This is a genomic window from Stutzerimonas stutzeri (assembly GCF_024448935.1).
In the GTDB taxonomy this organism is placed as follows: Bacteria; Pseudomonadota; Gammaproteobacteria; order Pseudomonadales; family Pseudomonadaceae; genus Stutzerimonas; species Stutzerimonas stutzeri_AO.
This window is the reverse complement of record NZ_JAMOIE010000036.1, coordinates 1-23,071: the sequence shown is the minus strand read 5'-3', so window position 1 is coordinate 23,071 and position 23,071 is coordinate 1. Positions and strand designations below refer to the sequence as shown.

Annotated in this window: 21 protein-coding genes and 1 pseudogene; 10 read left to right on the top strand and 12 right to left on the bottom strand. The window is 58.5% G+C overall.

Going from position 1 to position 23,071, the window contains the following annotated elements; all coding sequences use genetic code 11:
* Window positions 1-13: 13 nt before the first annotated feature.
* The 3 genes from NA637_RS12070 to NA637_RS12060 all read right to left on the bottom strand — a co-directional run bounded on the left by NA637_RS12070 (window position 14) and on the right by NA637_RS12060 (window position 3,290).
* Window positions 14-1,027 carry a zinc-binding alcohol dehydrogenase family protein gene (locus NA637_RS12070; protein ID WP_256072480.1) on the bottom strand — a complete coding sequence of 338 codons (1,014 nt, stop codon included), beginning with the start codon at window positions 1,025-1,027 and terminating at the stop codon, window positions 14-16.
* Window positions 1,028-1,061: 34 nt separating this feature from the next.
* Complete coding sequence (locus NA637_RS12065; protein ID WP_256072479.1) at window positions 1,062-2,012, bottom strand: adenosine deaminase; 951 nt, start codon at window positions 2,010-2,012, stop codon at window positions 1,062-1,064.
* A gap of 687 nt (window positions 2,013-2,699) precedes the next feature.
* Window positions 2,700-3,290, bottom strand: coding sequence for an IMPACT family protein (locus NA637_RS12060; protein WP_256072478.1), 591 nt, complete (start codon window positions 3,288-3,290; stop codon window positions 2,700-2,702).
* 197 nt (window positions 3,291-3,487) lie between these two features.
* Between NA637_RS12060 and NA637_RS12055 the strand changes: the two genes are divergently transcribed.
* Window positions 3,488-3,817 carry a four-helix bundle copper-binding protein gene (locus NA637_RS12055; RefSeq protein WP_256072477.1) on the top strand — a complete coding sequence of 110 codons (330 nt, stop codon included), beginning with the start codon at window positions 3,488-3,490 and terminating at the stop codon, window positions 3,815-3,817.
* A 193-nt stretch (window positions 3,818-4,010) separates the two neighbouring features.
* Here NA637_RS12055 and NA637_RS12050 read toward each other — a convergent pair whose 3' ends face one another.
* The 4 genes from NA637_RS12050 to NA637_RS12035 form a co-directional block, all read right to left on the bottom strand.
* Window positions 4,011-4,151, bottom strand: coding sequence for a hypothetical protein (locus tag NA637_RS12050; protein WP_256072476.1), 141 nt, complete (start codon window positions 4,149-4,151; stop codon window positions 4,011-4,013).
* Window positions 4,152-4,267: 116 nt separating this feature from the next.
* Window positions 4,268-5,392 carry a PQQ-dependent sugar dehydrogenase gene (locus tag NA637_RS12045; protein ID WP_256072475.1) on the bottom strand — a complete coding sequence of 375 codons (1,125 nt, stop codon included), beginning with the start codon at window positions 5,390-5,392 and terminating at the stop codon, window positions 4,268-4,270.
* A 101-nt stretch (window positions 5,393-5,493) separates the two neighbouring features.
* A complete protein-coding gene (locus NA637_RS12040; RefSeq protein WP_256072474.1) occupies window positions 5,494-6,786 on the bottom strand; it encodes a PQQ-dependent sugar dehydrogenase in 1,293 nt (430 codons plus the stop codon).
* On the bottom strand, window positions 6,783-7,232 hold the full coding sequence (locus NA637_RS12035; RefSeq protein WP_423836724.1) for a DUF2231 domain-containing protein: 450 nt from the start codon (window positions 7,230-7,232) through the stop codon (window positions 6,783-6,785). The genes NA637_RS12040 and NA637_RS12035 overlap by 4 nt, the downstream gene beginning before the upstream one ends.
* A gap of 1,005 nt (window positions 7,233-8,237) precedes the next feature.
* Between NA637_RS12035 and NA637_RS12030 the strand changes: the two genes are divergently transcribed.
* The 4 genes from NA637_RS12030 (at window position 8,238) to galE (ending at window position 14,104) form a co-directional block, all read left to right on the top strand.
* Window positions 8,238-10,439, top strand: coding sequence for a polysaccharide biosynthesis tyrosine autokinase (locus NA637_RS12030; protein WP_256072473.1), 2,202 nt, complete (start codon window positions 8,238-8,240; stop codon window positions 10,437-10,439).
* A 45-nt stretch (window positions 10,440-10,484) separates the two neighbouring features.
* On the top strand, window positions 10,485-11,747 hold the full coding sequence (locus NA637_RS12025; RefSeq protein WP_256072472.1) for an MATE family efflux transporter: 1,263 nt from the start codon (window positions 10,485-10,487) through the stop codon (window positions 11,745-11,747).
* Between the two features lie 282 nt (window positions 11,748-12,029).
* Window positions 12,030-12,929, top strand: a complete 900-nt coding sequence (locus NA637_RS12020; RefSeq protein ID WP_256072471.1) for a WecB/TagA/CpsF family glycosyltransferase — start codon at window positions 12,030-12,032, stop codon at window positions 12,927-12,929.
* 119 nt (window positions 12,930-13,048) lie between these two features.
* Complete coding sequence (gene galE, locus NA637_RS12015) at window positions 13,049-14,104, top strand: UDP-glucose 4-epimerase GalE (protein ID WP_256072470.1); 1,056 nt, start codon at window positions 13,049-13,051, stop codon at window positions 14,102-14,104.
* Window positions 14,105-14,146: 42 nt separating this feature from the next.
* Here galE and NA637_RS12010 read toward each other — a convergent pair whose 3' ends face one another.
* Window positions 14,147-15,739, bottom strand: coding sequence for a cellulase family glycosylhydrolase (locus NA637_RS12010; RefSeq protein ID WP_256072469.1), 1,593 nt, complete (start codon window positions 15,737-15,739; stop codon window positions 14,147-14,149).
* Window positions 15,740-16,057: 318 nt separating this feature from the next.
* Between NA637_RS12010 and NA637_RS12005 the strand changes: the two genes are divergently transcribed.
* The 4 genes from NA637_RS12005 (at window position 16,058) to NA637_RS11990 (ending at window position 21,000) form a co-directional block, all read left to right on the top strand.
* Entirely contained in the window at window positions 16,058-17,374 is a 1,317-nt protein-coding gene (locus NA637_RS12005) for a cellulase family glycosylhydrolase (RefSeq protein ID WP_256072468.1), read from the top strand.
* Window positions 17,375-17,639: 265 nt separating this feature from the next.
* A complete protein-coding gene (locus tag NA637_RS12000; protein ID WP_256072467.1) occupies window positions 17,640-18,773 on the top strand; it encodes a hypothetical protein in 1,134 nt (377 codons plus the stop codon).
* A 60-nt stretch (window positions 18,774-18,833) separates the two neighbouring features.
* The gene (locus tag NA637_RS11995; RefSeq protein WP_256072466.1) at window positions 18,834-20,105 is read left to right on the top strand and encodes a glycosyltransferase family 4 protein; all 1,272 of its coding nucleotides are present in this window, start codon (window positions 18,834-18,836) and stop codon (window positions 20,103-20,105) included.
* A gap of 79 nt (window positions 20,106-20,184) precedes the next feature.
* A complete protein-coding gene (locus tag NA637_RS11990; RefSeq protein ID WP_256072465.1) occupies window positions 20,185-21,000 on the top strand; it encodes a glycosyltransferase family 32 protein in 816 nt (271 codons plus the stop codon).
* A 147-nt stretch (window positions 21,001-21,147) separates the two neighbouring features.
* Here the strand turns inward: NA637_RS11990 and NA637_RS11985 are convergent, their stop codons facing one another.
* From NA637_RS11985 to NA637_RS11970, 4 genes are all read right to left on the bottom strand, one after another.
* The gene (locus NA637_RS11985) at window positions 21,148-21,420 is read right to left on the bottom strand and encodes a hypothetical protein (protein WP_256072464.1); all 273 of its coding nucleotides are present in this window, start codon (window positions 21,418-21,420) and stop codon (window positions 21,148-21,150) included.
* Entirely contained in the window at window positions 21,417-21,593 is a 177-nt protein-coding gene (locus NA637_RS11980; protein WP_256072463.1) for a hypothetical protein, read from the bottom strand. Before NA637_RS11980 ends, NA637_RS11985 begins: the two co-directional genes overlap by 4 nt.
* A 243-nt stretch (window positions 21,594-21,836) precedes the next feature.
* The gene (locus NA637_RS11975) at window positions 21,837-22,136 is read right to left on the bottom strand and encodes a type II toxin-antitoxin system RelE/ParE family toxin (protein WP_256072462.1); all 300 of its coding nucleotides are present in this window, start codon (window positions 22,134-22,136) and stop codon (window positions 21,837-21,839) included.
* Window positions 22,137-22,406: a type II toxin-antitoxin system Phd/YefM family antitoxin gene (locus tag NA637_RS11970; RefSeq protein ID WP_256072461.1), complete on the bottom strand. Its 270-nt coding sequence runs from the start codon at window positions 22,404-22,406 to the stop codon at window positions 22,137-22,139. It abuts the gene before it with no gap.
* A gap of 161 nt (window positions 22,407-22,567) precedes the next feature.
* Between NA637_RS11970 and NA637_RS11965 the strand changes: the two are divergent.
* Window positions 22,568-23,071, top strand: a pseudogene (locus NA637_RS11965) (IS91 family transposase); the annotation flags it as partial.

The window sequence follows — 23,071 nt, the reverse complement described above, 5'->3', positions numbered from 1 at the left end:
AGCCGACCAGAGGTCAGAAGCCTTCGAGGACGACCTTGCCCTTGGCCTTGCCGCTTTCGATGAAGCCATGGGCGCGACGCAGGTTCACGGCGTTGATCGTGCCGTAGTGCTCACCCAGCGTGGTTCTGAGTACGCCGCTGTCGATCAGTTCGGCGACCCGGTTGAGCAACTGGTGCTGGGCGATCATGTCCGGCGTCTGGTACAGCGAACGGGTGTACATGAACTCCCAGTGCAGCGACAGGCTCTTGCGCTTGAGCAGGCTGATGTCAAGGCTTGCCGGATCATCGATCAAGGCCAGGCGCCCTTGAGGCTGCAACGCCTCGACGATCTGCGCCAGATGCACGTCGGTGTGGGTCAGGCTGGCAACGTGGGTGACGTCGGCGATGCCTACTCGTTGCAGCTCGGCGGCCAGTGGCTGGCTGTGATCAATCACTTCATGGGCGCCCAGCTCACGCACCCAGTCCTGGGTTTCGCTGCGCGAGGCCGTGCCGATTACCTTCAGTCCGGTCAGCTGGCGCGCCAGCTGCGTCATGATCGAACCGACACCTCCTGCTGCACCGACAATGAGTAGACGCTGGTCACGCTCATCTTTGCTTTCGCTGATTTGCAAGCGCTCGAACAGCAGCTCCCAGGCGGTGATCGAGGTCAGCGGCAGCGCCGCCGCGGCCGCGAAATCCAGGGTTGCGGGCTTACGGCCGACGATGCGCTCGTCGACCCGATGCAGCTCGCTGTTGGCGCCGGGGCGGTCCAGCGCGCCGGCATAGAACACCTCATCGCCGGGCTGGAAGAGGGTGACTTCGCTGCCCACCGCGCGCACCACGCCGGCGACATCCCAGCCGAGCACCTGATATTGACCGGCTTCCGGCTGCACGCGCATGCGGATCTTGGTATCCACCGGGTTCACCGAAATGGCGCGCACCTCGACCAGTAGATCGCGCGGGCCGGGCGTGGGCTCGGGCAGCTCGATGTCGAGCAGTGAGCTTGGGTCGTCGATTGGCAACGATTGGGAATAGCCGATGGCCTTCATGGTGTCTCCGATGTGGTTGAGTAGGGCGATGCCCTCAGTTGGCCAGGCGGGCGTCGAGGCTGTTTTGCGCCAAGCGCCGTGCCTGATCCTCGGTCATGCCGAGGCTGTCGTGCAGGGCCATGAAGTTTTCGGTGACGTAACCGCCGAAGTAGGCCGGATCGTCCGAGTTCACTGTCACTTTTACGCCCTGTTCCAGCAGCTGCAGAATGTTGTGCTGGCTCATGTCATCGAACACGCAGAGCTTGGTATTCGACAGCGGGCAGACGGTGAGCGGAACCTGCTCGTCGATCAGGCGCTGGATCAGCTTCGGATCCTCGGACGCCCGCACGCCGTGGTCGATGCGGCTGACCTTGAGCAGGTCCAGCGCTTCCCAGATGTATTCCGGCGGGCCTTCTTCGCCGGCATGGGCCACGGCGAGGAAACCTTCGGCGCGGGCCTTGGCGAAGACGCGCTCGAACTTGCTCGGTGGATGGCCCATTTCTGAACTGTCCAGGCCGACCGCGAAGAAGGCATCCCGGAAAGGCATGGCCTGTTCGAGCGTCTTGAACGCCTCCTCTTCCGGCAGATGACGCAGGAAGCTCAAGATCAGCCCGCTGCTGATGCCAAGCAACTCGCGACCGTCAGCCAGCGCGCCGCTGATACCGCGCATCGCCACCTCGAACGGGATGCCGCGATCGGTGTGAGTCTGCGGATCGTAGAAGGGCTCGGTGTGCACGACGTTCTGCTCTTCGCATTTCTGCAGGTACGCCCAGGTCAGGTCGTAAAAATCCTGCTCGGTGCGTAGCACATCGGCGCCGGCATAATAGAGATCGAGAAACTCCTGCAGGTTGCCGAAGTTGTAGGCGCTGCGCAGCGCGTCGACGTTGTCCCAGGGGAGGGCGATCTTGTTGCGTTCAGCCAGGCGAAACAACAGCTCGGGTTCGAGCGAGCCTTCGAGGTGCAGATGAAGCTCGGCTTTCGGTAGGGCGTTGAGCCAGTCGTACATGAGAGATTCCCCATCTGGAAAAGGCGCATTTAATCACGCGGGCTGGATTGACCCCAGGGTCAGATGCCAGCCGCCGCGGTGGGCTTCAGCCCACCGGTTTTGCCGCTTATGGATTGATGTCACCGCGTTGCACGTTCAGTTCGGTCACGTGCCGTTCGGGCTGTGCGAAAAATGAGCAAGGTCGTCGAAGCGAGAGCGGGCGCGGTCGAGCACGCTCAGTCCAAGGGTTATCCACATGCTTGTCCACCTGTTCTGCGGATAACCGTAAGGCGTCTGATGGCGGTATGAAATCATCCGGGTTTAGGCGTTTGTGGTCTAAAAGTGCTTGTTAATCAATGGCGTTCGCGCACCTCGACATGCAGTTTCGGCGTTTCGTTTAAAAAAACGAACGAAGGTGTCGAGGCTGCGCTGCCGTTGAGCTGGCCGCATTGCTCCACTGTTATGCACAATGTGATGCACACGAGCAGTGGGCATTCTGCGGACGAACACGCTTGCCTGAAGCCGTGTGGCTTTCGAGTGCAGACGCGCCGGTGAGGCGCACGCCTCTGCAATCTGTCAGTTCAGTGTGGGGGCGGGCGCGCGTGGCTCCACCGGTTCACCTGCGTCCGGCTCGTCGTCGGGCGGAGTGACATGTATAGGGATTATAGGGACTTCTCTGATATCGCGCAGTTCAACGAGGCGCGCTGCTCAGGGGTCAAGCGGGTGCAGTTCCGAGCGGCCACGGCTGATGTCGGACAGCAGTTTCTGCACCTGGGGTTGTTGCGCCGCGGGGTAGGCCAGCTGCAGCTCAGCGCCTTCCGCGTCGAAGGTTTCGCTGTCGATCAGTGCGTCAAAGTCGCTCAGGCGCGACCTGAGCAGCGCCAGCTCGGCAAAGCGGCAATGACAGCTGCAGCGAACCCGTGCGACCAGCTCGACGCGCTCGCCGGCCTGCAGGCATTTCGCCGCTGAGCCGCCGTAAGCACGTGCCAGGCCGCCGGTCCCCAGTTGTATGCCGCCGAACCAGCGAATCACTACCACCACCACCTGGTCGCAGTCTTGCCCTTCGATCGCGGTCAGCATGGGTCGCCCGGCTGTTCCGCCGGGCTCGCCGTCATCACTGAAACGGTACTGGTTGCCAACCTTCCACGCCCAGCAGTTATGCGTGGCGTTGGCGTCGCTGACCGCCTGGATGAACGCCTGAGCCTCCTCGGCACTGGATACGGGCGCAGCCTTGGCGAGGAAGCGGCTCTTGCGGAGGGTTTCCCGATATTCGCAAGGTGCGGCGAGGGTGAAGGTCATGTGCATCGCGGAACTGGCAAAGGGATCGGGAATTGTAGCGCTGACCGCAGCCGAGCGGGGAATGCGCAACGCGCTATGGGGTGAATGGACCATTGGGTCGATCAGACTGAACTTCGAGCGGTGTATCCGGCACGAACTGTATGAAGGGGGCGATCCGCTCTCACTATTTCGCGAACATCGACCTTGGAGGAACCCCAATGCTTAATTCCAAGTACGAGGCTTGCATTCAGGCCTGTTCCAACTGCGCCATCGTATGCGAAACCTGCGCCGCATCCTGCCTGCGCGAAGACGACGTGAAGATGATGGCTCGTTGCATCGAGCTCGACCGCGACTGCGCCGACATCTGCGCGCTCGCCGCCACGCTGATGGCACGTGACAGCAAGTTGGCCAAAGAGATGTGCCGTATCTGTGCTCAGGTCTGCCGCGACTGCGCCGAAGAGTGCAGCAGCCATCAGATGGACCACTGCCAGGCCTGCGCCGAAGCCTGCCGCAAGTGCGCCGAAGAGTGTGAAAAGATGGCTGCCTGATCGGGATGTGCTGTGCATCCAAGGGCCGATGAGCGCAGTTGTCGGCCCTTTGGTCTGCCCGTCGATGACTGCAGGTGTTTTACGGGTGTCGATGTGGAAGATCCGGGAGGCCTTGTAGTAGCTGTCCGGTACGGCATACAGGCGATCGTCCTGCGTACCGTCCGCAGCCAGGCCGCTGAGCGCTCCCCGGGGATCAGATCGCTATCGCTGGAGCGGATCTTCGGATAATTCCGTCCTCGGCCGAGTCTTCTTCACTGCTGACCACCAGCAGGTTGCGCGCCGGGATCGGCAGGATGCCTTCGCGGCCCATGCCGGCCGGTAACAACCAATCCATCACGGGTGCCTTGACGCGCGACGTCAATCCTCGTCGCGCTCGCTCTCGATCACCACGGCGGCAGCTTATTCACTTGTCTCGCCGGTTCTGCCTCTCCAGCCTATTTGATGCCCCGCCTATTTCGGACTGAGCTGCAGCAAACGCCCACCATCCCCATCTTCCAGCAGCCAGATGCTGCCGTCCGGGCCTTGCTCGACTTCGCGAATGCGCGCACCCATGTCGTAGCGAGCGGCCTCGCTGGCTGCTTCGCCGTTCAAAGTGACACGGACCAAAGCCTCGGCGGACAGGCCGCCGATAAACGCATCACCTTTCCAGTCGGCAAACCGTTCGCCGTCGTAAATGATCAGGCCGGCCGGGGAAATCACCGGTGTCCAGGAAATCCTGGGCTCGATGAATTCGGGGCGGGTGTCGTGATCGGGTATCGGCCGCCCACCGTAGTGATCGCCGTTCGATACTTCCGGATAGCCGTAGTTGCCGCTCTTGCGGATCAGGTTGAGCTCGTCGCCGCCTTCCGGGCCCATCTCGTGTTCCCACAGGCGGCCTTGCGCATCGAACGCGATGCCCAATGGGTTGCGGTGGCCAAGCGACCAGATCTGCGCCGTCACGCCGCCTTGGTCGGCGAACGGATTGTCGGACGGTACGCTCCCGTCCTCGTTCAGGCGAATGACTTTGCCGAGGTTGGCGTTCATGTCCTGTGCAGGGGTGAACTTCTGGCGCTCGCCCGAGGTGATCCAGAGTTTGCCGTCAGGGCCGAACGTAAGACGATGCCCGTAATGGCCCTTGCCTGAGACCTTGGGCGCCTGCCGCCAGATCACTTTCGGCTCTGAAAGGGAGCCGCCATCGTCGCTTAGCTTCAGGGTTGCGCGGGCGACGGCTGCGCCCCGGTTGTCACCGTCGCCATGCTCGGCATAGCTGAGGTAGATAACGTTGTTCTGTGCGAAATCGGGGTGGAGGATGACGTCACCAAGCCCGCCCTGACCGCCATAGGCCACCTTGGGTATGCCCTTTATTTCGTGAACCGTCCCGGTCTCCACATCGACATGCTTGAGCACGCCACGCTTTTCCGTGATCAATGCCGTCCCGTCCGGCAGGAAGGTCATGGCCCAGGGTTCGGAGAAACTGGCGCGTGGCGTTGCGCTGAACGGCCACTGATCCTGTTCAACGGCGTCAGGCGCAGCGGTTGCGAGCGAAGCCGTACCCAGCGCCATGGCGCTAACGAGGTGCAAAGAGTGTCGCTTCATCACCATCTGTTCTCCAAAAGTAAGGCCCCAGCGCACCTGCGGTGGGGCCATGCGATCAGGGCTCTATACCGGGCGTATTACGCAGCTGCCGGCCGTTGGGCTTACTGCGTTCGGGTCACCCGCCATACGATGTTAGCCAGGTCGTCAGCCACGATAAGGGCACCGCGCGGGTCGACCGTGACGCCCACTGGGCGGCCGTGCGTCCCTTCGGCGGTGCGGAAGCCCGTCACGAAATCAACCGGCTCGCCCGAGGGTTTCCCGTTCCTGAATGGCACGAAGACCACCTGATAGCCGGACGGATTCTCGCGGTTCCAACTGCCGTGTTCACCAACGAACACGCCTTCGGCAAACTTATCGCCCATGACCGGTGAAGAAAAGTCCACGCCGAGCGCAGCGACGTGCGGGCCCAGTGCATAGTCCGGCTTGATCGCGGCCGCGACCAGATCGGGGTTCTGCGGGCGAACGCGATCGTCGACGTGCTGCCCCCAGTAGCTATACGGCCAGCCATAGAAGCCGTCTTCTTGTACCGAGGTGAGGTAGTCAGGGACCAGATTCGGACCCAGCTCGTCCCGCTCGTTCACCACCGCCCACAGCTGGTCCGTGTCGGGGCGAATCGTCAGTGCCGTTGGGTTACGCAGGCCCGTTGCGTAGGGCTTGTGCGCGCCTGTCTCGGCGTCGATCTGCCAGATCATGGCCCGGTCGACTTCCGCCGCCATCCCGCGTTCGGTGATGTTGCTGTTCGAGCCGATGCCAACGTACAGGGAACGACCGTCCGGACTCGCGGTGAGCGCCTTGGTCCAGTGATGGTTGATCCGATGCGGCAGGTCCGTGACCTTGACCGGCTCGCTACTGGCCTCGGTCTGACCTTCCTGATACTCGAAGCGCACCAGCGAGTCCTGGTTGGCCACGTAGATGTTCCCGTTAGCCAGCGCCAGGCCATACGGCGCGTTAAGGCCGTCTGCAAATATCTTCTGCAACTCGTACACGCCGTCACCATCGGCATCGCGAAGCAGGGTCAGACGGTTACCGCTTTTGACCGAGGTGGTGCCCTTGGATTTGATGTAGCCGGCGATGACATCCTTGGGCCTCAGCTTGGGGGCATTGCCGCCCCGGCCTTCGGCCACCAGGATGTCCCCATTGGGCAGCACGAGGGTTTGCCGCGGGATCTGCATATCGGTCGCGATCGCGCTGACCGTGAAGCCCTCGGGTACCGTTGGCTTCTTGTCTCCCCAGCCGACCGGGTCGGCAATCGTCATGCTGGGCAATAATCCGCGCTCAGGATCGACAAGTTTGGGGTTTTCACCTTTCACCAGGGCGATATCCTCATCCGCGCCGCCGCATGCGCTCAATAGCAACGCCATGCTCAGGGCGCTTAGTGGGCCTGCGTATTTCATGCTTCACCTCCAGCGCGCAGATTGGTAAAGCCGATCCAGCTCGCCGCACAGGCCAGGAGGGTCACGATCACCGAAAGGACCAGACCTGATGGCATGCTCGCCCAGGCGTCTTTGGCGTGCACGAGCGCATTAAAAAAGCCCAGTACCCAGGTAGCGGCCAGGAGCACCAGATAGATCAGCGGCCGCCCTTTCTTATGGGTGGCTTTAACCAGATTGACCAGCGCGAACAGGATCGCGAACCCGCAAAAGACCAGGCCCCCGGCGATCAGCCAGGACGCGAAGTTGGTCCACTGAATCTCATAGGTCTGGAAGTACGCGATATCGCTTAGCAGGCCGCCAAGAAACAGCGGAACGGTCCCCCCGAGCAACGTTGCGTGAACTGGGTTAGGTACATGGCGCGAGATGCTGTGTGTCGTGTGATGCGTGCTGTGGGTGATAACGGTCACGGAAGCGTCCTCATCGCTGGCGACCCAAGCCTCATGACCGGCGCGAATGCGCTGGCAGCCCGGATCGCTCTGACTGTGCTTAAAAGGGGATCGTGCCGTTGGGGGGTAAGTTCACTTCGCTTGGTCTTGAGTGGCGCGTTGCGCGGCACATGTGCGTGCTGAATCCGCCTGTTGGACGAACACAAGCGTGGCAGGCTGGCAACGATTGTTACGGCCGACGAGTGCTGCCCAGGCAGGCACTCGGCCGGCAGCGAGCGCGTCGATAATCCCAAGGAGTTTCCCGCTTGTTTTATCGTTAATTAATCCCCAGTTTGCGCACTATCTCTTTCAGTGGTCTAGGCATTTTTCAGGGGCGGCGCGCAAATTTTCCCTGTTCAACTAAAATATACCTGTCTCGTAAGTTGGGACGGATTAATCATGGTTGTTACAGAAGCATTAACCAGTGCATGAATACTCGCTCTAAAGATTGATTGTTTGGTTTTCCTATGTTGTTATTCTTCCGCCGGCTGCAAAGCGTGCACAAAATTGAAACATTATTATTGAAAGATGCACCTTCCTGGCCGTCTTGGCCAATGGCAGTGGCTCTGCAAGGCAGGATTTATAAGGTTCTGGAGTTGGCATTGCACCTGCATAATATTGTTTTGAATTAGGCTGAGGCTTGCGCCTTTTTAATGAAGTGTGGCGCGAATCAAATGTGGCGTTTTCATATTACCTCGGTCGTTTTTAGACGGGCCGTGCGGTAGCTATCTATTTAGATTGTGGACCCTGAAATGGGCGGGTGCCCCAGTTCCGCCGTTTGGCGTCCGGATTATCGTATCTGGTTGTACGTCTATCGGACTCGAGTTTGACAGGCTAGGTCGGAGCATTGTTATCGTATATTGATAGCCGGCGAAGATGATTAGTTTTGATGTTGCGATAAGCGTTTCGTTTGTTTTTTACTGTCCGCGCCGTTATTAGGTCGCGGTCTGGCGGTAGCCTTGCCTCGAAAAGGGCGAATGAACGTTAGTGGCTGGGTTGAAAAAGGAACCTTCTATGCGTACGGAAAACTCTTCAAACAGAAGTGAAGAAGACGGACAGGAAATCAACCCGGTTCAGATACTCGCCATAGTTATAGATAACTGGCGGTTCATAGCGCTAATTACAGGCCTTTTTGGAGCCTTGGCGCTAGCCTATGCGCTGTCTGCGAGACCTTTGTTTGAAGCGGTATCGATGCTTGAGGTCGAGCCGAAGAGCCCCGGCGCTGCGAGCTTCTCCGAGCGCCACGAAAGCGTGGCACTTAATGTCCCGCCCGCCATTGCTCAGACGCACGTGATGAGATCTGCAGCCGTACTCGGAGCGGCAGTGGACGCCCTGGCACTGGATATTTCGGTTCGGCCGAAGGCAATCCCAATCATCGGTGAGTTTCTTTCACGCCATTTCATATTCGATGCAAACCGAGATGAGCTGCCGCGTATCGAGTTACTGGATGTACCCAAGGTATTGCGCGATAAGCCGCTCAGGCTGCTGGTCGGCCAGGATGGGGGGTATCAGTTGTTCGACCCCAAGGGGCGCGAGCTGCTTGTCGGCAGCGCCCCGCATGGCGCGAAAAGTGCCGACGGTGGCGTGCAATTGGCGATCAGCCAGATCGATGCCGAGCCGGGCAGCGAATTCGTACTAATAAAGGAGCCGCGCCTGGCTGCGTTGCTGCGACTGCAGGACAAGCTGCAGATCGACGAAGTGGAGGAAGGCTCAGGAATTTTTGTGCTGTCGATTACCGATGCCGATCCAGAGCGAGCGGTCAACATTCTTGCCGAAGTGATGAAAGCCTACGTGGCGCAGAACATTGAGCGCGCTGCGGCTGATGCCAGCAGCGGATTGGAATTCCTCACCACAGAATTGCCTGCCATGCGGGCAAAGCTCGAACAATCGGAACTGGCGCTGAACCGCTTCCAAACACAGGCGGGTTCTGTCGACATCAGTCTTGAGATCGAGGGCTATCTGAATCAGCTGGTCGCGCTCGATTCGAAAATCTCGGCCCTGCGGCTGCAGCAGACGGAGCTGGCGAGTCGCTTTACCAGCGAACATCCGGCTTATCAGACGCTGGTCAACCAGATCGAGAGCCTGACGCTCGAGCAGCAGTCATTGTCCAGGAAAATTGGCACCCTTCCCGAAACCCAGCAGGAGCTGGTGCGTTTGAGCCGCGACGTAAAGGTCAACAATGAGATTTATCTGTTGATGTTGAACCGAGCCCAGGAGCTGGAAGTGATGCGCAACGGCATTGCCGGTAATGTGCATGTGCTTGACCAGCCTGTAGTGAATACCATCAACCCTGCCTGGCCAAACCGCACGCTCGTCGTGTTGGGCGGTCTGGTTTTCGGCTTCGGTCTGGCGTTGGCGATTGTCTTTATTCGCCGCAAGCTCTTCCCGAGCATCGAGAGCATCGATGAAATCGAGCGGCTGGGGTTGCCGGTCCTTGCGGCAGTGCCGATGTTTTCGGCAAAGCAGCTTGATGGTGTTGTGGGCGACGGTGCGCCGGCGAAACAACCGGCGGTGTTGATGCGCGCAAATGATCCATACACGGAGGCCCTCCGCAGCCTGCGTACCTGCCTGCGCTTGTCCCTGCCGAACCGACGCAACAACCTGATCATGCTCGCCGGTCCAAGTCCGGCCGTGGGAAAAAGTTTTATCTCGTTAAACTTTGCCGTCCTGGCTGCCCGTGCCGGGCAGCGCGTGTTACTCATCGATGCAGACATGCGGCGTGGGCACCTGCACGAAGCGTTGGCGCTAAGCGAGGAGAATGGTTTCGCTGAAGTGCTGCAAAACCAGAGCAATGTGACGGCGGCGATCCGCCCAACCGCAGTCGAGAATCTGTCTTTCCTGCCGCGTGGCAAGCCCCCGCTGTGGCCTGCTGAACTGTTGCTCGAGCCGACCCTTGAGCAAGTTTTGCAGCGCGTCGGCGAGCTATTCGATCTGGTCGTAATCGACACGCCTCCGCTGCTGGCTGTGTCCGATGCGTTGATCATCGGCCAGTACACCGGAATCAATCTGATGGTGTTGCGCTTCGATTTTACTGCTACACGCGAAGTTGAACTCGTCTTGCGCCGCTTCGAGCAGAACAATACGGAGTTGCATGGAGCGATCTTCAACTCAGTGGAAGAGCGGACGTCCACGCGGTATGGGTACAGCAAGAGCTGCTACCGGCTGGACTACCGCACAGTGCACTCCTGATCGCGCCGGTTGCCCGTCGCTACGCTGGCGAGTCATGGAGGTCCAATGAAGACATTGTTTGCACGAGGCGCGCAATGGAATTGGGCGCTGCTCGACCAAGCCCTGGTCAGCGGCACCAATTTCCTCATGGGTGTGCTGCTGGTGCGCTACCTCGGTTTCGAGCAATACGGGTTGTTTGTACTCGCTTGGATGGCGGTGCAGTTCGTCATGGGCGTGCAGAACGCATTGATTGTCTCGCCGATGATGTCCATCGCGCCAAAGTTGAGTGGCACCAGGCGCAGCGGCTATTACGCCGCGACGCTCAGACTGCAAACGCTGCTGATAGCACTTGCTGCCTTACTGGTCGCGGCGCTGTCATTGATTCCGACCGTTTATCGGCCGCAGTGGCTTGCTGATGGTGCCACCCTGCCTTTGGTCAGCTGCATGGTCTTCCTGCAACTACAGGATTTTTTGCGGCGCAATCTTTTCTCGCGGCTTGCACCGCAGCGGGCGTTCTATGTCGACCTGATTGCCTACGGCGCACAGCTGCCATTAATGCTCATGGTGGTGGCAGTGTATCCGTCATTCCAGGCGGCCCTATTGAGTATCGTCGCGGCCATGCTGGTGTCGATCCTGGTGGGCGGACGCTGGCTGCCTCGGGCTGAAGGGCAGGCGCTGAATACCCGCGACGTGGCCGTTAGACATTGGCGTTCATCGCGGTGGTTGCTGGGCTCGACACTGTTGCAGTGGCTGTCCGACAACTATTTTCTAATCATCGCTGGCGTCGTGCTGGGCCCGGCTGCGGTCGGAGCGATCCGGGGCGCGCAGAACTTGTTGGCGTTGACTCATATCTTCTTCCTTGGGCTGGAAAACGTGGTGCCGGGCGAGGCCAGTCAACGCTTTCATCAGGGCGGGATCCCGGCTCTGCGCAGTTATTTGGTGAGGATCAGTCTGGCGCTGCTGGCCAGCACAGGGTTAGTCGCGGCGCTGGCGGCCCAATTTTCCAGGCCCTTGCTGAACCTCGCCTATGGTGCCGCCGATCCGATCAGCGTCGAGGCGCTGGGCTGGTACGTGCCGATCTACCTGCTGGTGGCGCTAGCTTTGCCGCTGCGCGCAGGGCTGCGGACGCTGGAGCAAACGCGAGCAATCTTCTTCGCCTATGTGTTGGGTACCGCCTTTGCGCTGCTTGCAGCTCGAACGCTGGTAACAGACTTCGGAGTGGCTGGCGTGATGTTTGGCATTCTGGTCAATCAGGTGGTGATGATGATCGTACTGACAACTTCTCTGGGGCTGGCGTGTCGCAGCGCACGTCCGGCCCTGGAGCACTGACAGCGAGTACTACCCACGCTCGCCTGTAACTCCCTTCTTCCATTGCGCGGAAAACCTGCTCGACAACTGACTGCAGCGACGACTGATTGAGTTCATCGTCGGTTAGCCAGGCGTGCGTGTGTCTGCACGCCCCCGCTTTGTCGCTACCGCAAGCACCTCGTCCGGACAGGGCTGATTGATTTCCAACGCAGACGCTTTCCGGCGCGACTCTAGTTGTGTTCGACCGGTTGGTACCTGCCTAGACGCTTGCAATGTGCATCTTCAACGCAGAGGGATACCTACATGGGAAAACAACAGTCGCCCGACGGGTCCGTATGTTCGGTGATCGGCCTGCCAATAAACGCACTGAGTTGGCATACGGCGCTGTCTCTTCTGGCGCAATGGTCAAGCCGGCGCGAAAGCCGATACGTGTGCATTTGCAATGCGCACTCCTTAGTGACAGCGCGCGGCGACGCGACGTTCGCCAGGGTCATTCACGAGGCGGACATGGCGACGCCCGACGGTGCACCACTGGCCTGGATGTTGCGTCGGCTGGGCATGGTGCGGCAGGAACGGATTAACGGCCCGGACCTGATGTGGCGGTACTGTGCGGACGCGGCCCATCGCGATGAGTCGCTCTTTCTGTTCGGCGGCAAGCAGGAGACGCTTGACGCGCTGCAGCGCGTGTTGCTGCAGAACTTCCCGTCGCTGCGTATTGCTGGCGCCTACTCGCCACCCTATCGACCGCTTAGCCAGGAAGAAGACGATGCAATCGTCACCCTCATTAATGCATCGGGTGCCGGCACTGTCTGGGTCGGTTTGGGCTGCCCCAAACAGGAGCTGTGGATGGCGGCGCACCAGGGTCGGATCCAGGCCGCGATGATCGGTGTGGGGGCTGCTTTCGACTACCACGCCGGAACCATCAGGCGAGCACCCATGTGGATGCAACGCGGCGGCCTGGAATGGTTTCACCGTCTGTGCAGTGAGCCGAGGCGTCTATGGAAGCGCTATTTCGTCACCAACTCGCTGTTCATCGTCTTTGCAGGTCGCCAACTGCTGGGGCTTCTTCCTGCCGCGTCGATTGCGCCGACGCCGGCGCCGGCATCAGGGGCGGTTGACCTGGAGCACAAGGGCCGGGAGTGGAAGTTTGCCTTGGGCAACATGCTGTGGGTTGTGCATTTCTCGCGTGTCCGACGGCATTGACCTCACCGACCCGTATAGCCAGCGACCGGGGCGTACGTGGTTGCCAGCCGATGCGGTCATAGCTTCTGCGTACCAATCAGCTCGCCGAGCTGGCGACACAGCTGGGCAAAGGACTAACGATGAGAGAGACCATACTTGTAACAGGAGGAGCCGGTTATATCGGCTCTCACACTACCCTGGTGCTCATGCTTGCCGGCTATGAAGTAGTAGTACTGGACAGCCTGTGCAACAGCTCGGCCGAGTCGCTGCACCGGGTCGCCACGCTTTGCGGCCGGACGCCCATATTCGTGCACGGCGATATCCGTAACGCTGCCCTGCTGGATAGCCTTTTCGCCTGTTACCCGATTACTGCCGTGCTGCACTTTGCCGGCCTCAAGGCTGTTGGCGAGAGCGTACGCAAGCCGCTTGAATATTACGCGACCAATGTCGGTGGCAGTGGCGAGCTTTATCAAGCCATGGCTCGGGCGGGGGTTTATCGCCTGGTGTTCAGTTCTTCCGCTACGGTCTACGGCGACGCCAGCCAGATGCCGCTACGCGAAACTACCCCCACCAACTGGCCTACCAACCCTTATGGGCGGTCCAAGCTGATCGTTGAGGAAATGCTGCGTGACCTGGCTGCATGCGACCCGCGCTGGAGCATCGCCCTGTTGCGCTATTTCAACCCGATTGGTGCCCATGAAAGCGGCTTGATCGGTGATGACCCCAATGGCGTACCCAGCAATCTGCTGCCCTACCTCAGCCAAGTGGCAGTCGGTCGGCTGGCGGAGCTTTCAGTGTTTGGCGACAACTACCCGACCCGAGACGGCACCGGCGTTCGGGACTACATCCATGTCATGGATCTGGCCGAAGGACACGTCAAAACGTTGGATGCCCTGCGCGATCGTCACGGGGTGTCGGTCTGGAATTTAGGCACTGGCGTCGGCCAGAGCGTTCTGGAAATCATCGCAGCCTTCGAGCGTGCTAGCCAGCGCGCCATACCATACCGAGTGGTCGCTCGACGGCCCGGTGATGTAGCCGAGTGCTGGGCAGATCCATCGCTCTCGGCTCTGGAGCTTGGCTGGAAAGCCAAGCGAGGTCTTGATCAGATGGTGCGTGATGCTTGGCGCTGGCAGTCCGCCAACCCCAACGGCTATGCCTGTTCCGTCGAGGCTGCGGTTGCTGTGGAGGCTGGCTGATAACGCAGGAGTGGATTTGCAGCTGCCCCTGCGCCGCGTCTGTTAGTGACCGGTTACTGGCGGGCCTAATGGTAGAGGCTGGCTACCAAATAGCGCCTCTGTCAGTTCAGGGATGAGACGGTCACCGTGTTCGCCTACAGCGTTCTGCTGGAACAGATTGAAGTCACCGAAGGCCTGATGCACGACCCAGCCTGCGAACTGGTTCGCCTGGGTTTGCTCGCGGATCTTGCGCATGAAGTGCGCGCGTGAGGCTACGTCTTTCAGTGCAGGTGTTCCGTTGTAGTTGAACTCGGATACGACGCCGAATTCTCCGGCGATGATTCGCTTGGGATTGATCCCGCTCGAAACCACCCAACGTTGTAGCTCGGACCAGTCCTCCCAGCGCGAGCCGTTGTCATACCACAGGTCATTGATCAGGCGGCCGTAACGGGTTATCTCCGAGTTTTTCTGATCCGAACTCAAGCGCGGATCCGCATAAACACGAGCGCTGACGTCTGCCAGCATCTGAGTTTTGCCACCGACATAGCGGGTGATTGGCATCGGGACGTTATACAAGTGAGGTTGGCTGCCGATGCCCTGATGGGTGAACTCGCCCGGTGCGTAAGGGTGGAAAGAAAACATGGTGTTGTTGTCGAAATCGCTCAGATCGAAGCGCCCCAGGGCGCCGTGCCAGCCACCCTCAGGCTGCAGAATGATGGTCATATCAGGAGCGGTAGAGCGGCAGGCGGAATACCAGCCCGGTGCAGCTGAGCGGTAATAGCCCGGTGTGAGATGCTCTCCCGGTGGCTCGTTTATCATTTCCAGCGCCACCTGCTGCTTCGGGAAATAGCTGCCCATGGCTGAGCAAAGCCTGTTGAGAGCGTAATGAAAGCGCGCTTGCTGAGCAGGTTCGTTGACCAGGGCGATGCGCTCATCCCACGTCGATGCCCAGGCAACATGCACGCGGAAGCCGGTTTGCGCGGCCCGATCGATATAGCCAATCCAACGCGACAAGGTAGCTTCCATGCTCACCGGCGGAGTTAGGAACTCGTCCAGCGAAATCCAGATCCGCAGGGTATTGAAGCCCGCGGCCGACAGTGCGGTCAGGCGCGTCTGGGTCATGCCGTAGGCGGGCGCTTCCCAGTCATTCACTGGTGGAGTGATGTCGATACCCTTGATGTCGCCTCGGGCCATGAATGCGGGAATGGTTGAGGAAGTTGTTGGCGAAAGATCTGACCTCGCCGAGGTGGAGGGCTCGCTGCGCGGCGCTGGCACTGTGCTTACCGTGTTTGGAGCGCCAACCTTGTTGCCGTCAAGGAGGGCGCCCTTGACGTAGACGCTGAGGTTGTTACCGACTCGGAACACTTTGCTGATCTCACGCACCTGCCCATCGGCGAAGCGCAGATGCACGGCGGGTTTGAATGCGTCGATGCTCGCTTGAGTGGCAGGAACCGAAAGCCCTGCATATTGCCGCCAGATACCCCGCAAGAAATCTTTGCTGGTAAATGAGTTGATCTTGGAAACAAACGCGGTTTCCGTCGTGACCGAAGTGGCTGCATGAGCCTGAGTGATTGCCAGGGGTGCACAGCACAGAGCTGCTGACGCAACCGACAGCACTAGCCCCCGACGCGTCTGGTTGAAAAAAATCTTAAGCATGATGGCTCTCAGCGACCTAATACTTCCAGGCGTGTGCCGTGGAAAAGTAGCGGGAGTGGATACAGGGTGTGATGAATCGGAACGGCGATTAGCTCAGTTCTATATAACTAGAAGTAATATTCTCCTGAAGATATACCTTGTGGGGGTTTGGGTGTTTTTCGTTTGCGGATTGAGGATAGTTCCGTTTAAGTCTGTTAGGAATAAGCGACAAAACCTAGACCAACAGACTGGCAACAGCTCTAAATCATGTGCCACTGTTTTGATATTTCGTAAGAATTAAGCCTAACGGCGTTTTTAGAGATTTCAGGTCAAATTTACATGCCCGTTTGCCGCAAAAGCTGGCATTTAGATATCGCTTATTTCCGACGATTGGTAACGCGCCAGCACTTTCAGAGTTTCTTTTCATCAGCCTGTTTCCAGCTCCAATTATTATTAATGCACCTCAGGAACCGAACCATGTTGGCTTTCCGAGAATATGCATACGCCTTGGTCTCGCTGCTCATAAACGTACCGGTTGCCGTTGCGGACACCGGTGACCCTGCATTTACCCGTAGCGGACCTATCAAGGGAATCGGGGTCAGTCCGCCCATTAGCAACTGGGAAGCGCCGGCCTACGGCCTGACAAAGGCGCGGCTGGACGCCCTGGAGCAGGCTGGGTTCAACACCCTGAGGATCTGGATCTCGCTGGAAGAGTTCCTCGCCCCGCCAGTCAGTATGGAGGCCACCATTTTGCGCTGGACCGGCTATATCAGTCGCGCGGCAGAAACCGGTTTCCGGGTACAGGTTTCCTGGGCATCTACCTGGGAGCAGCGCATCGCTGTGATTAACGAGTCGACGACAGGTGCGCGCTTTGAGAGGGCTCTCGGTACCCTGTGCGGCGCTCTTAACAGATCATTCTCGGAAGAGCAGGTTGCGCTGGAGATGCTTAACGAGCCTCCTGGCGAACAGCTCGCACCGAGCTATTACACCTCAGTTGCGCCAGGTTGGTACTCGGCCTGCCGCTCCAAGGCACCGAACCTGACCATCATTCTCCAACCGGAAGCCGGCTGGCATGGCGCGCTCGGGTACTTCAACCTGAGCCACTACGATGAAAACACCATGTTCGCTTTCCATCCTTACGCACCGGGCGAGTTCACTCATCAGGGCACTGGCAGCCAGCCGCACCTGTACAACGTTCCGATGCCGATTACCCGCTACGTCGGCGGCAAGACCCAGATGCTGACGGACGTCAGCGCGCGCATAGGCGCGGATACAACGTTGACGCCCGAGCGCAAGATCGAAGAAATCAGCCGTTATGGCCGAATCATCGATCACCTGTGGTGGAACGAAGGAGTGCGCTGGGAGGATTGGACCGAGTTGCAACGTTGGGTTGATTCGAGCGGGATCAATCCCAAGCGGATCATCGTCGGTGAATTCGGCGTTGTTTCCGAGTTCAACTACAACGGAACCCCCGCACTGCCGGATGTCGCTTCACGCGCCTACTTCATGCACAAGATCCGCGTGCAGACTGAGGCAAACAATTTCGCCGGATGGGTCGTGCATCAGGCGCTTGGTGACTTCAATCTGTTCCAGCAAACCTCGGTGGGGGAGCATGGCGAGCGCCTTATCCCCGAACTGGTCGAGGCGCTGTTTTAGGAGCGCCAGAGGGTGTTGGTGTGCGTTCCGATGCAGCGGCAAAACGCCTTGAAGATATCGCTATGGCGAAGGAACCAAGCGCGGCTAGGCAGGACCAATCTGCGTATGGCCCGGACAAGCTTTGCCATAGCTGCTCCGAAGCTTTGAGCACCCCTGCACTGGCTCTACCTGGATGCCACATGGCTACGGACCAGCCGTAAATACCCTGGATGGCACTTCCGGAAACGGATGTTGGTGCATTGATGCACGACTGAGAGCGTTCAAGATGAAGAAGCTCGGCTACCTGGTAGCGCTGTACCCGATCGGGTTCATTGACTCCGTAATCGCGTTGCGGATCTCACTGCTCCTGTTGTTGCTTTCTGTAGTTATCAATAGGCGTTTGTCGCTGGTTGACTGGCTGCTGCTCGGGCTGCTCGGTATCACCGCCTATTCCTGGCTGACGGTGGACGGCTATGAGCGCAGCTTCATCGCGCCGCAGGTCTCGTCCTACTATGTTTTTTTGTTCAGCCTACGTTTCTTCTACGTCTGTCGAGAGGATCTGCTGAACTTCATCACCAATCTGCCGCTCTTCCACTATCTGCTTCTGTGTGTCGTTTACCTCATTGTTCAGGTAAAGGTCGGCTACACCTACGAAGTTGGCGTATTGGAAGCCTTCATGCTGATTCGCCTGGCGCTCCAGCCGCGGCAGCGCGGTTTGATGTTGGCGATGCTGCTGGCTTACCTGGTGCTGATGTTTCTCATCTCGACCCGCACAACGCCTTTGGGTATCGCCCTGCTTGTTGCCGGCTGCTGTCTTCTGAAACCGCCGAAGGGGTTGCTCAAGGCGGTTTTCCTGGGTGTGATCTTGCTGACGCCAGTGGTGGGTTTCTTTCTGATGGGCCTGGATCTGTCTTCCAGCATGGCGGATGTCGACGACAACGCGGAGATCCGCCTGGAGATGCTCAAGGGCGCCAGCTCGATGATTGGTATTTCCGAGTTCCTGCACGGGGTCGGATTTGGCGGCCCCTATCGCGACGTGAGCTTCAAATATGCTTTCTGGCATCCGCTGCTCGATACACGATTTCTGGCGCATCAGGTGTCTAATCACAACTCTTTGTTCGACGTATTCTTCCGCTTTGGGGTCTTCGTCTACGCACTGTTTGCCGTTGTGTTCCTGCGCGTCATCTGGCTAGACAAGACGACCAATCATTACGTCTACGCCCTGTTGTTTGTCTCCCTGTTCTCGCTATCGGTGAATGCGTATCTGGACTCAACGCGTCTATCGCATGCCTTCGCCGCTTTCATTATCGGACTGATGCTTCTGATACCGCGCAGGACCTCGCGACACCAGCGCGCGCCCAACGCCGCAGTGGTGCGTGCCGGGTCTTGCGCGGCTGATGTTGCGAAGTCGCCAAGCTGACAACTCCTCCTAACGCTCACCCGCTGAATCCTCGCCCGCATGTCAGTACAGGAAGTGCCCATGAAAGATTGCGTTTTGATTTCCGCGTTTGCCTGCGACCCGTCCATGGGCTCAGAGCCATACGTAGGCTGGAACTGGCTCAAACAGATCCTGACTGTCTCCGACGGGAATGTCGTGCTGCTCACTCGCCGGATGCATGAGCGGCCAGTGCGCGAGGCGCTCGAACCGACCAGCCGCGCGCGTCTGGAGATCGTTGCTTTCGATTTGCCCGGCTGTGCCGGTATGGCTCACCACCATAGCCTGATGAAGCCGTACTACGTGTTCTGGCAAGTAGCCGCATTGTTTGTCGTGCTGGCCTACCAGCTGCGCCATCGTTCGCTCGCGGTGATCCACCAGTGCACTTACAACGTGGTGGATATGCCTGGGTTGCTATGGCTGGTACCTGGAACGCGGTTCATCTGGGGGCCGGTGGGTGGTGGTCAGATACCACCGGCCTGGGCAAAACCGCTCTATGGGCGGGGTTGGATCAAGCAGCGCTGGCGCACGCTGATGAAACGCACGTTGCGGTTCAACCCGTATATCTGCCTAGCATCGTACTGCTCATCGTCAATCCTGGTGGCCAACCAGGACACCCTCGAAATGCTGCCTCGCTTCGCGCACCACAAATGCATCAAGACGCTTGAAACAGCGGTGAGCGGCGTAACCGCTCGCCATGCGGTGCAGGAGCCGAAGGAAAGTTTCACATTGCTCTGGGTCGGTCGGCTGGAGCCACGTAAGGCTCTCAAGCTGCTGCTCGACGCCATCGCACAGATCAAGGCAGATCAGCCTCAGGCTTACGAGCGATTGCGGATCAAGGTACTCGGTACTGGGCCGGATGCGCAGAAGACCCAAGTGGAAGTAGCTGCACTAGGGTTGGCCGGCAAAGTCGAGTTGCTCGGCGCGTTGCCTTTCGCCGAGGTCCAGCCGCTCTACGAGGGCGCCGACCTTTTCGTCTTCACCAGCGTTCAGGATACCTCCGGTAACGTGCTGCTCGAATCGCTGGCCAGCGGCCTGCCTGCTATAGCGCTCAATCACCAGGGACCCCGGGAAATCCTGCAGAACGGGGGCGGACGGTTGATCGATGCGCGCTCCTACAATGAGGCGGTCAAAGAGTTTGCAAGCGCCATACTTGAGCTGATGGATGCGCCGCAATTGCTCAGAGCTTACGCACAGGCGGGACTGGAGAACATTCAGAAGCATTGCCTGTGGGAGCAGAAGGGAGAATTGTTCCGTACGCTGCTGGATGCCCACGGCAAGTCTGCGAAAAGGCATCTCGCTTCAGATCAAACTTGAACGAACGTCTCATATCTCCTCGTATTCCTGCTCGCGCTAAGGGAGCGGGCGATCTATCTAATGCATGAAGGAGGCGAAGATGATTCCAAAGATCATTCATTACGTCTGGATCGGCGATGCGCCAAAGAATGAGCTGCTTCTGCGTTGCATCGAGAGCTGGAAGAAGTATCTGCCGGACTACGAAGTCAAGGAATGGGGTAACTCGCAGCTCGCGGAAATCGACATTCCCTATGTCCGTCAGGCGCTGGAGCACCGCAAGTGGGCGTTCGCGTCGGACTACATGAGGTTATACGCACTGCACCGCTATGGCGGCTTTTACTTCGACTCCGATCTGGAAGTGACAGCTGATATCGAGCCGTTTCGCGAACATGACTTTGTCGCTGGCTTCGAGGAGTATCAGGGCAACCGCTATCCGATGTCGGCGTTCATCGGCGCGGTTCCCAATAACGCCATTATTGGTGATCTGCTGGCCGAGTATGCGTCGTTGAGTCTAGTGGACCGCAACGGCAATCTCGACCTTACGGCCAATACCAAACGCATGACGCTGTACTACGCGCGCAGGTTCGGCCTGAAAAAGCCCTACAAGACCGATGAGCCAACCGTGTTGGATAGTTACTCGTTTATCTACCCAGTTCATTATTTCTGTACGCCGGCGCCGCAAAAAAAGAACTTCACCATTCACCATTTCAACGGTTCGTGGCTGGACGGCTATGCGCGACGCAATATCCTAAACATGTCCGGCTATACGCTGTGCGTTTTCAAGGATCGTAAGAAGGCCAATCGCAGCTTGCCCCTGACCTACAACGAAAGCTTGGTAATGATGCTGCCGCTTGGTTTCGACCTTAGACTGGTGCTCCTGCGCAAGGCACGTCCCGGCAGCCTTTTAGTGTGCTGATCTCTTCCTCTGCTTTTCTCCGACAAGGACTTCCGACCGTTTGTGGAACACCTCGGACTGCGCGACGCGGCTCACACATAACGCTTGCCATCACCGGTGACAAACCCAGCGCGAGGCGGAGGTTTTGGCATCCGGTGCATGGCCTAGTTATCGATCCTCGTGCAAGCGATCTTCCACATATTTATGAAGGATACTGGCAGCAAGTGTTTGGTAGGGGATGCCTTCTGCCAGGGCTTTCTTCTGGAGCCCCCTAAGATCCTTGGAGGATAGTCTGATGTTAATACGGGCATCTTTCTTGAACATGGCCTCGGCGTACTGTTGATGCCGCAGTTTTCTGTCTTCACTGTCTGGCGACCGCTGCAGCTCTCCTGTATCGAATGCATACAGAATTTCTTGCTCTTCTTTATCCAGCCTACTCATTTTTGACCTCCCAAATAGGTTTTGGTCCCTTTCCGGCTCGGGATGATCGTTTTCAGAAAAACCTCATCCTCTGACTCCACAAAGGGCACCAAATACGCATACCCCTCAATCTCAATCACATGAATCTGTTGCCCCGGATATCGCTTCTGATTCGGATGCTCGAACGTATCCAAGATGCCTCCAGTCGAGATATGCAAAACCACATCCTCGAAAGAGACGTTCCTTTCTGTTTGGAGAAGCTTGTTCTTCTCTGGGTTCCATGTGATAGGTTTCATGAGCCAAAGTTTAGCACATTGTGTGCTTTTTGTACTCACGTAGCTAACGCCTTGCTCACCGGAAAATTAGGAGCGCACTCAATGGACGGAAATTGCCCAATGAATGCGTCGGAGTGCCCCGCGACCTGAACACTGGCTTGGTTATGTTTCGTTTGCTGGTAATTCGAACTGCCTCTCACTTCGCCAGACTCGTATGAGCACAACCTCTTTAGCGTGCCTGAGATAGACAACTCGAAATGGCGCGTGAATCAATTCGCGAATATGATCCAGGTTGAATTCAGGAACAACCCGGCCAGCATCAGGGTGGAGTTGGAGCATTTCGCTATGCTCCAGGATAGCAGCCACAAAATCATCACCGATATGTGGCACATCCTGCTCTTTGTAATACTCCTGAATGGCCTGTAAATCCTCAAGAGCGTACTGTGCGATGCGTAATTCCATTTACTTGATGCCCAACGTTTTCTTGGCGTCCTCCAACGATACGGTGTTGCCTTCGCGAACATCCATAAGCCCCTGCGCCACCGCCTTTACAAACCGCAATTCCTCGGCAGTTCTCTCATAATCCTCGAGCCCCTGCACAACAGCTATGCCGCGGCCACGGCTGGTAAGCAGGATTGGGCGATGCGTCTCCTGTGCTCGACCAACCACCTTTCCGGGATTGATTTTAAGGTCTGACAGAGGAATGACATCCTCGGAAAATTTCACTTGCATAATGATTACCTAGACAACGATTTGGTGTCATTAATAGCACCAGTTAACAGGTGCGATCAAGAAACATAATGCTGAAATAAGGGGCGGCCCGTCAGGGGCGTCCGGTGGAGGCCGAAGGCCGGAACGAACTTGATTGACTGGTTACAAAGCAAAAGCACCCGTTTACCTTGCCCGCCGAATTCCGCGGACTGGCCCGGACGCATCCGGATGTGCTCTATGATCTGTTGATTCGCTGTGCTTGGCAGATCGCGCGGACTTTCAGCGAGAACGACCGACACCTGCAGCGCACGCCCGGCGTGATCGCCGTGCTGCATACCAACACGCGCCGGCTCGATTACCACCCGCACGTCCATCTGGTGATGCCGGCGGCTGCCGGCGATGCGCAGCACAAGCGCTGGCGCACCCGGCGCCGTGGCAAGACCGGCAAAGGCTATCTGTTCAACCACAAGGCCCTGGCGAAGGTCTTCCGGGGCAAGATGCTCGCCGGCATCGAGACGCCCGGGCTGACCTTCCACCTCGTCATCCGTGCGCCTGGGCGGTCGATTGCAAAGCGGTCGGCAGCGAGAAGGCACTCGTCTATCTCGGGCGCTATCCCTGCCGCGGCGTCATCCGTGAGCAGGACATCGCCGCCTGCGTCGATGGTCAGGTGAGCTTCCGCTATCGCG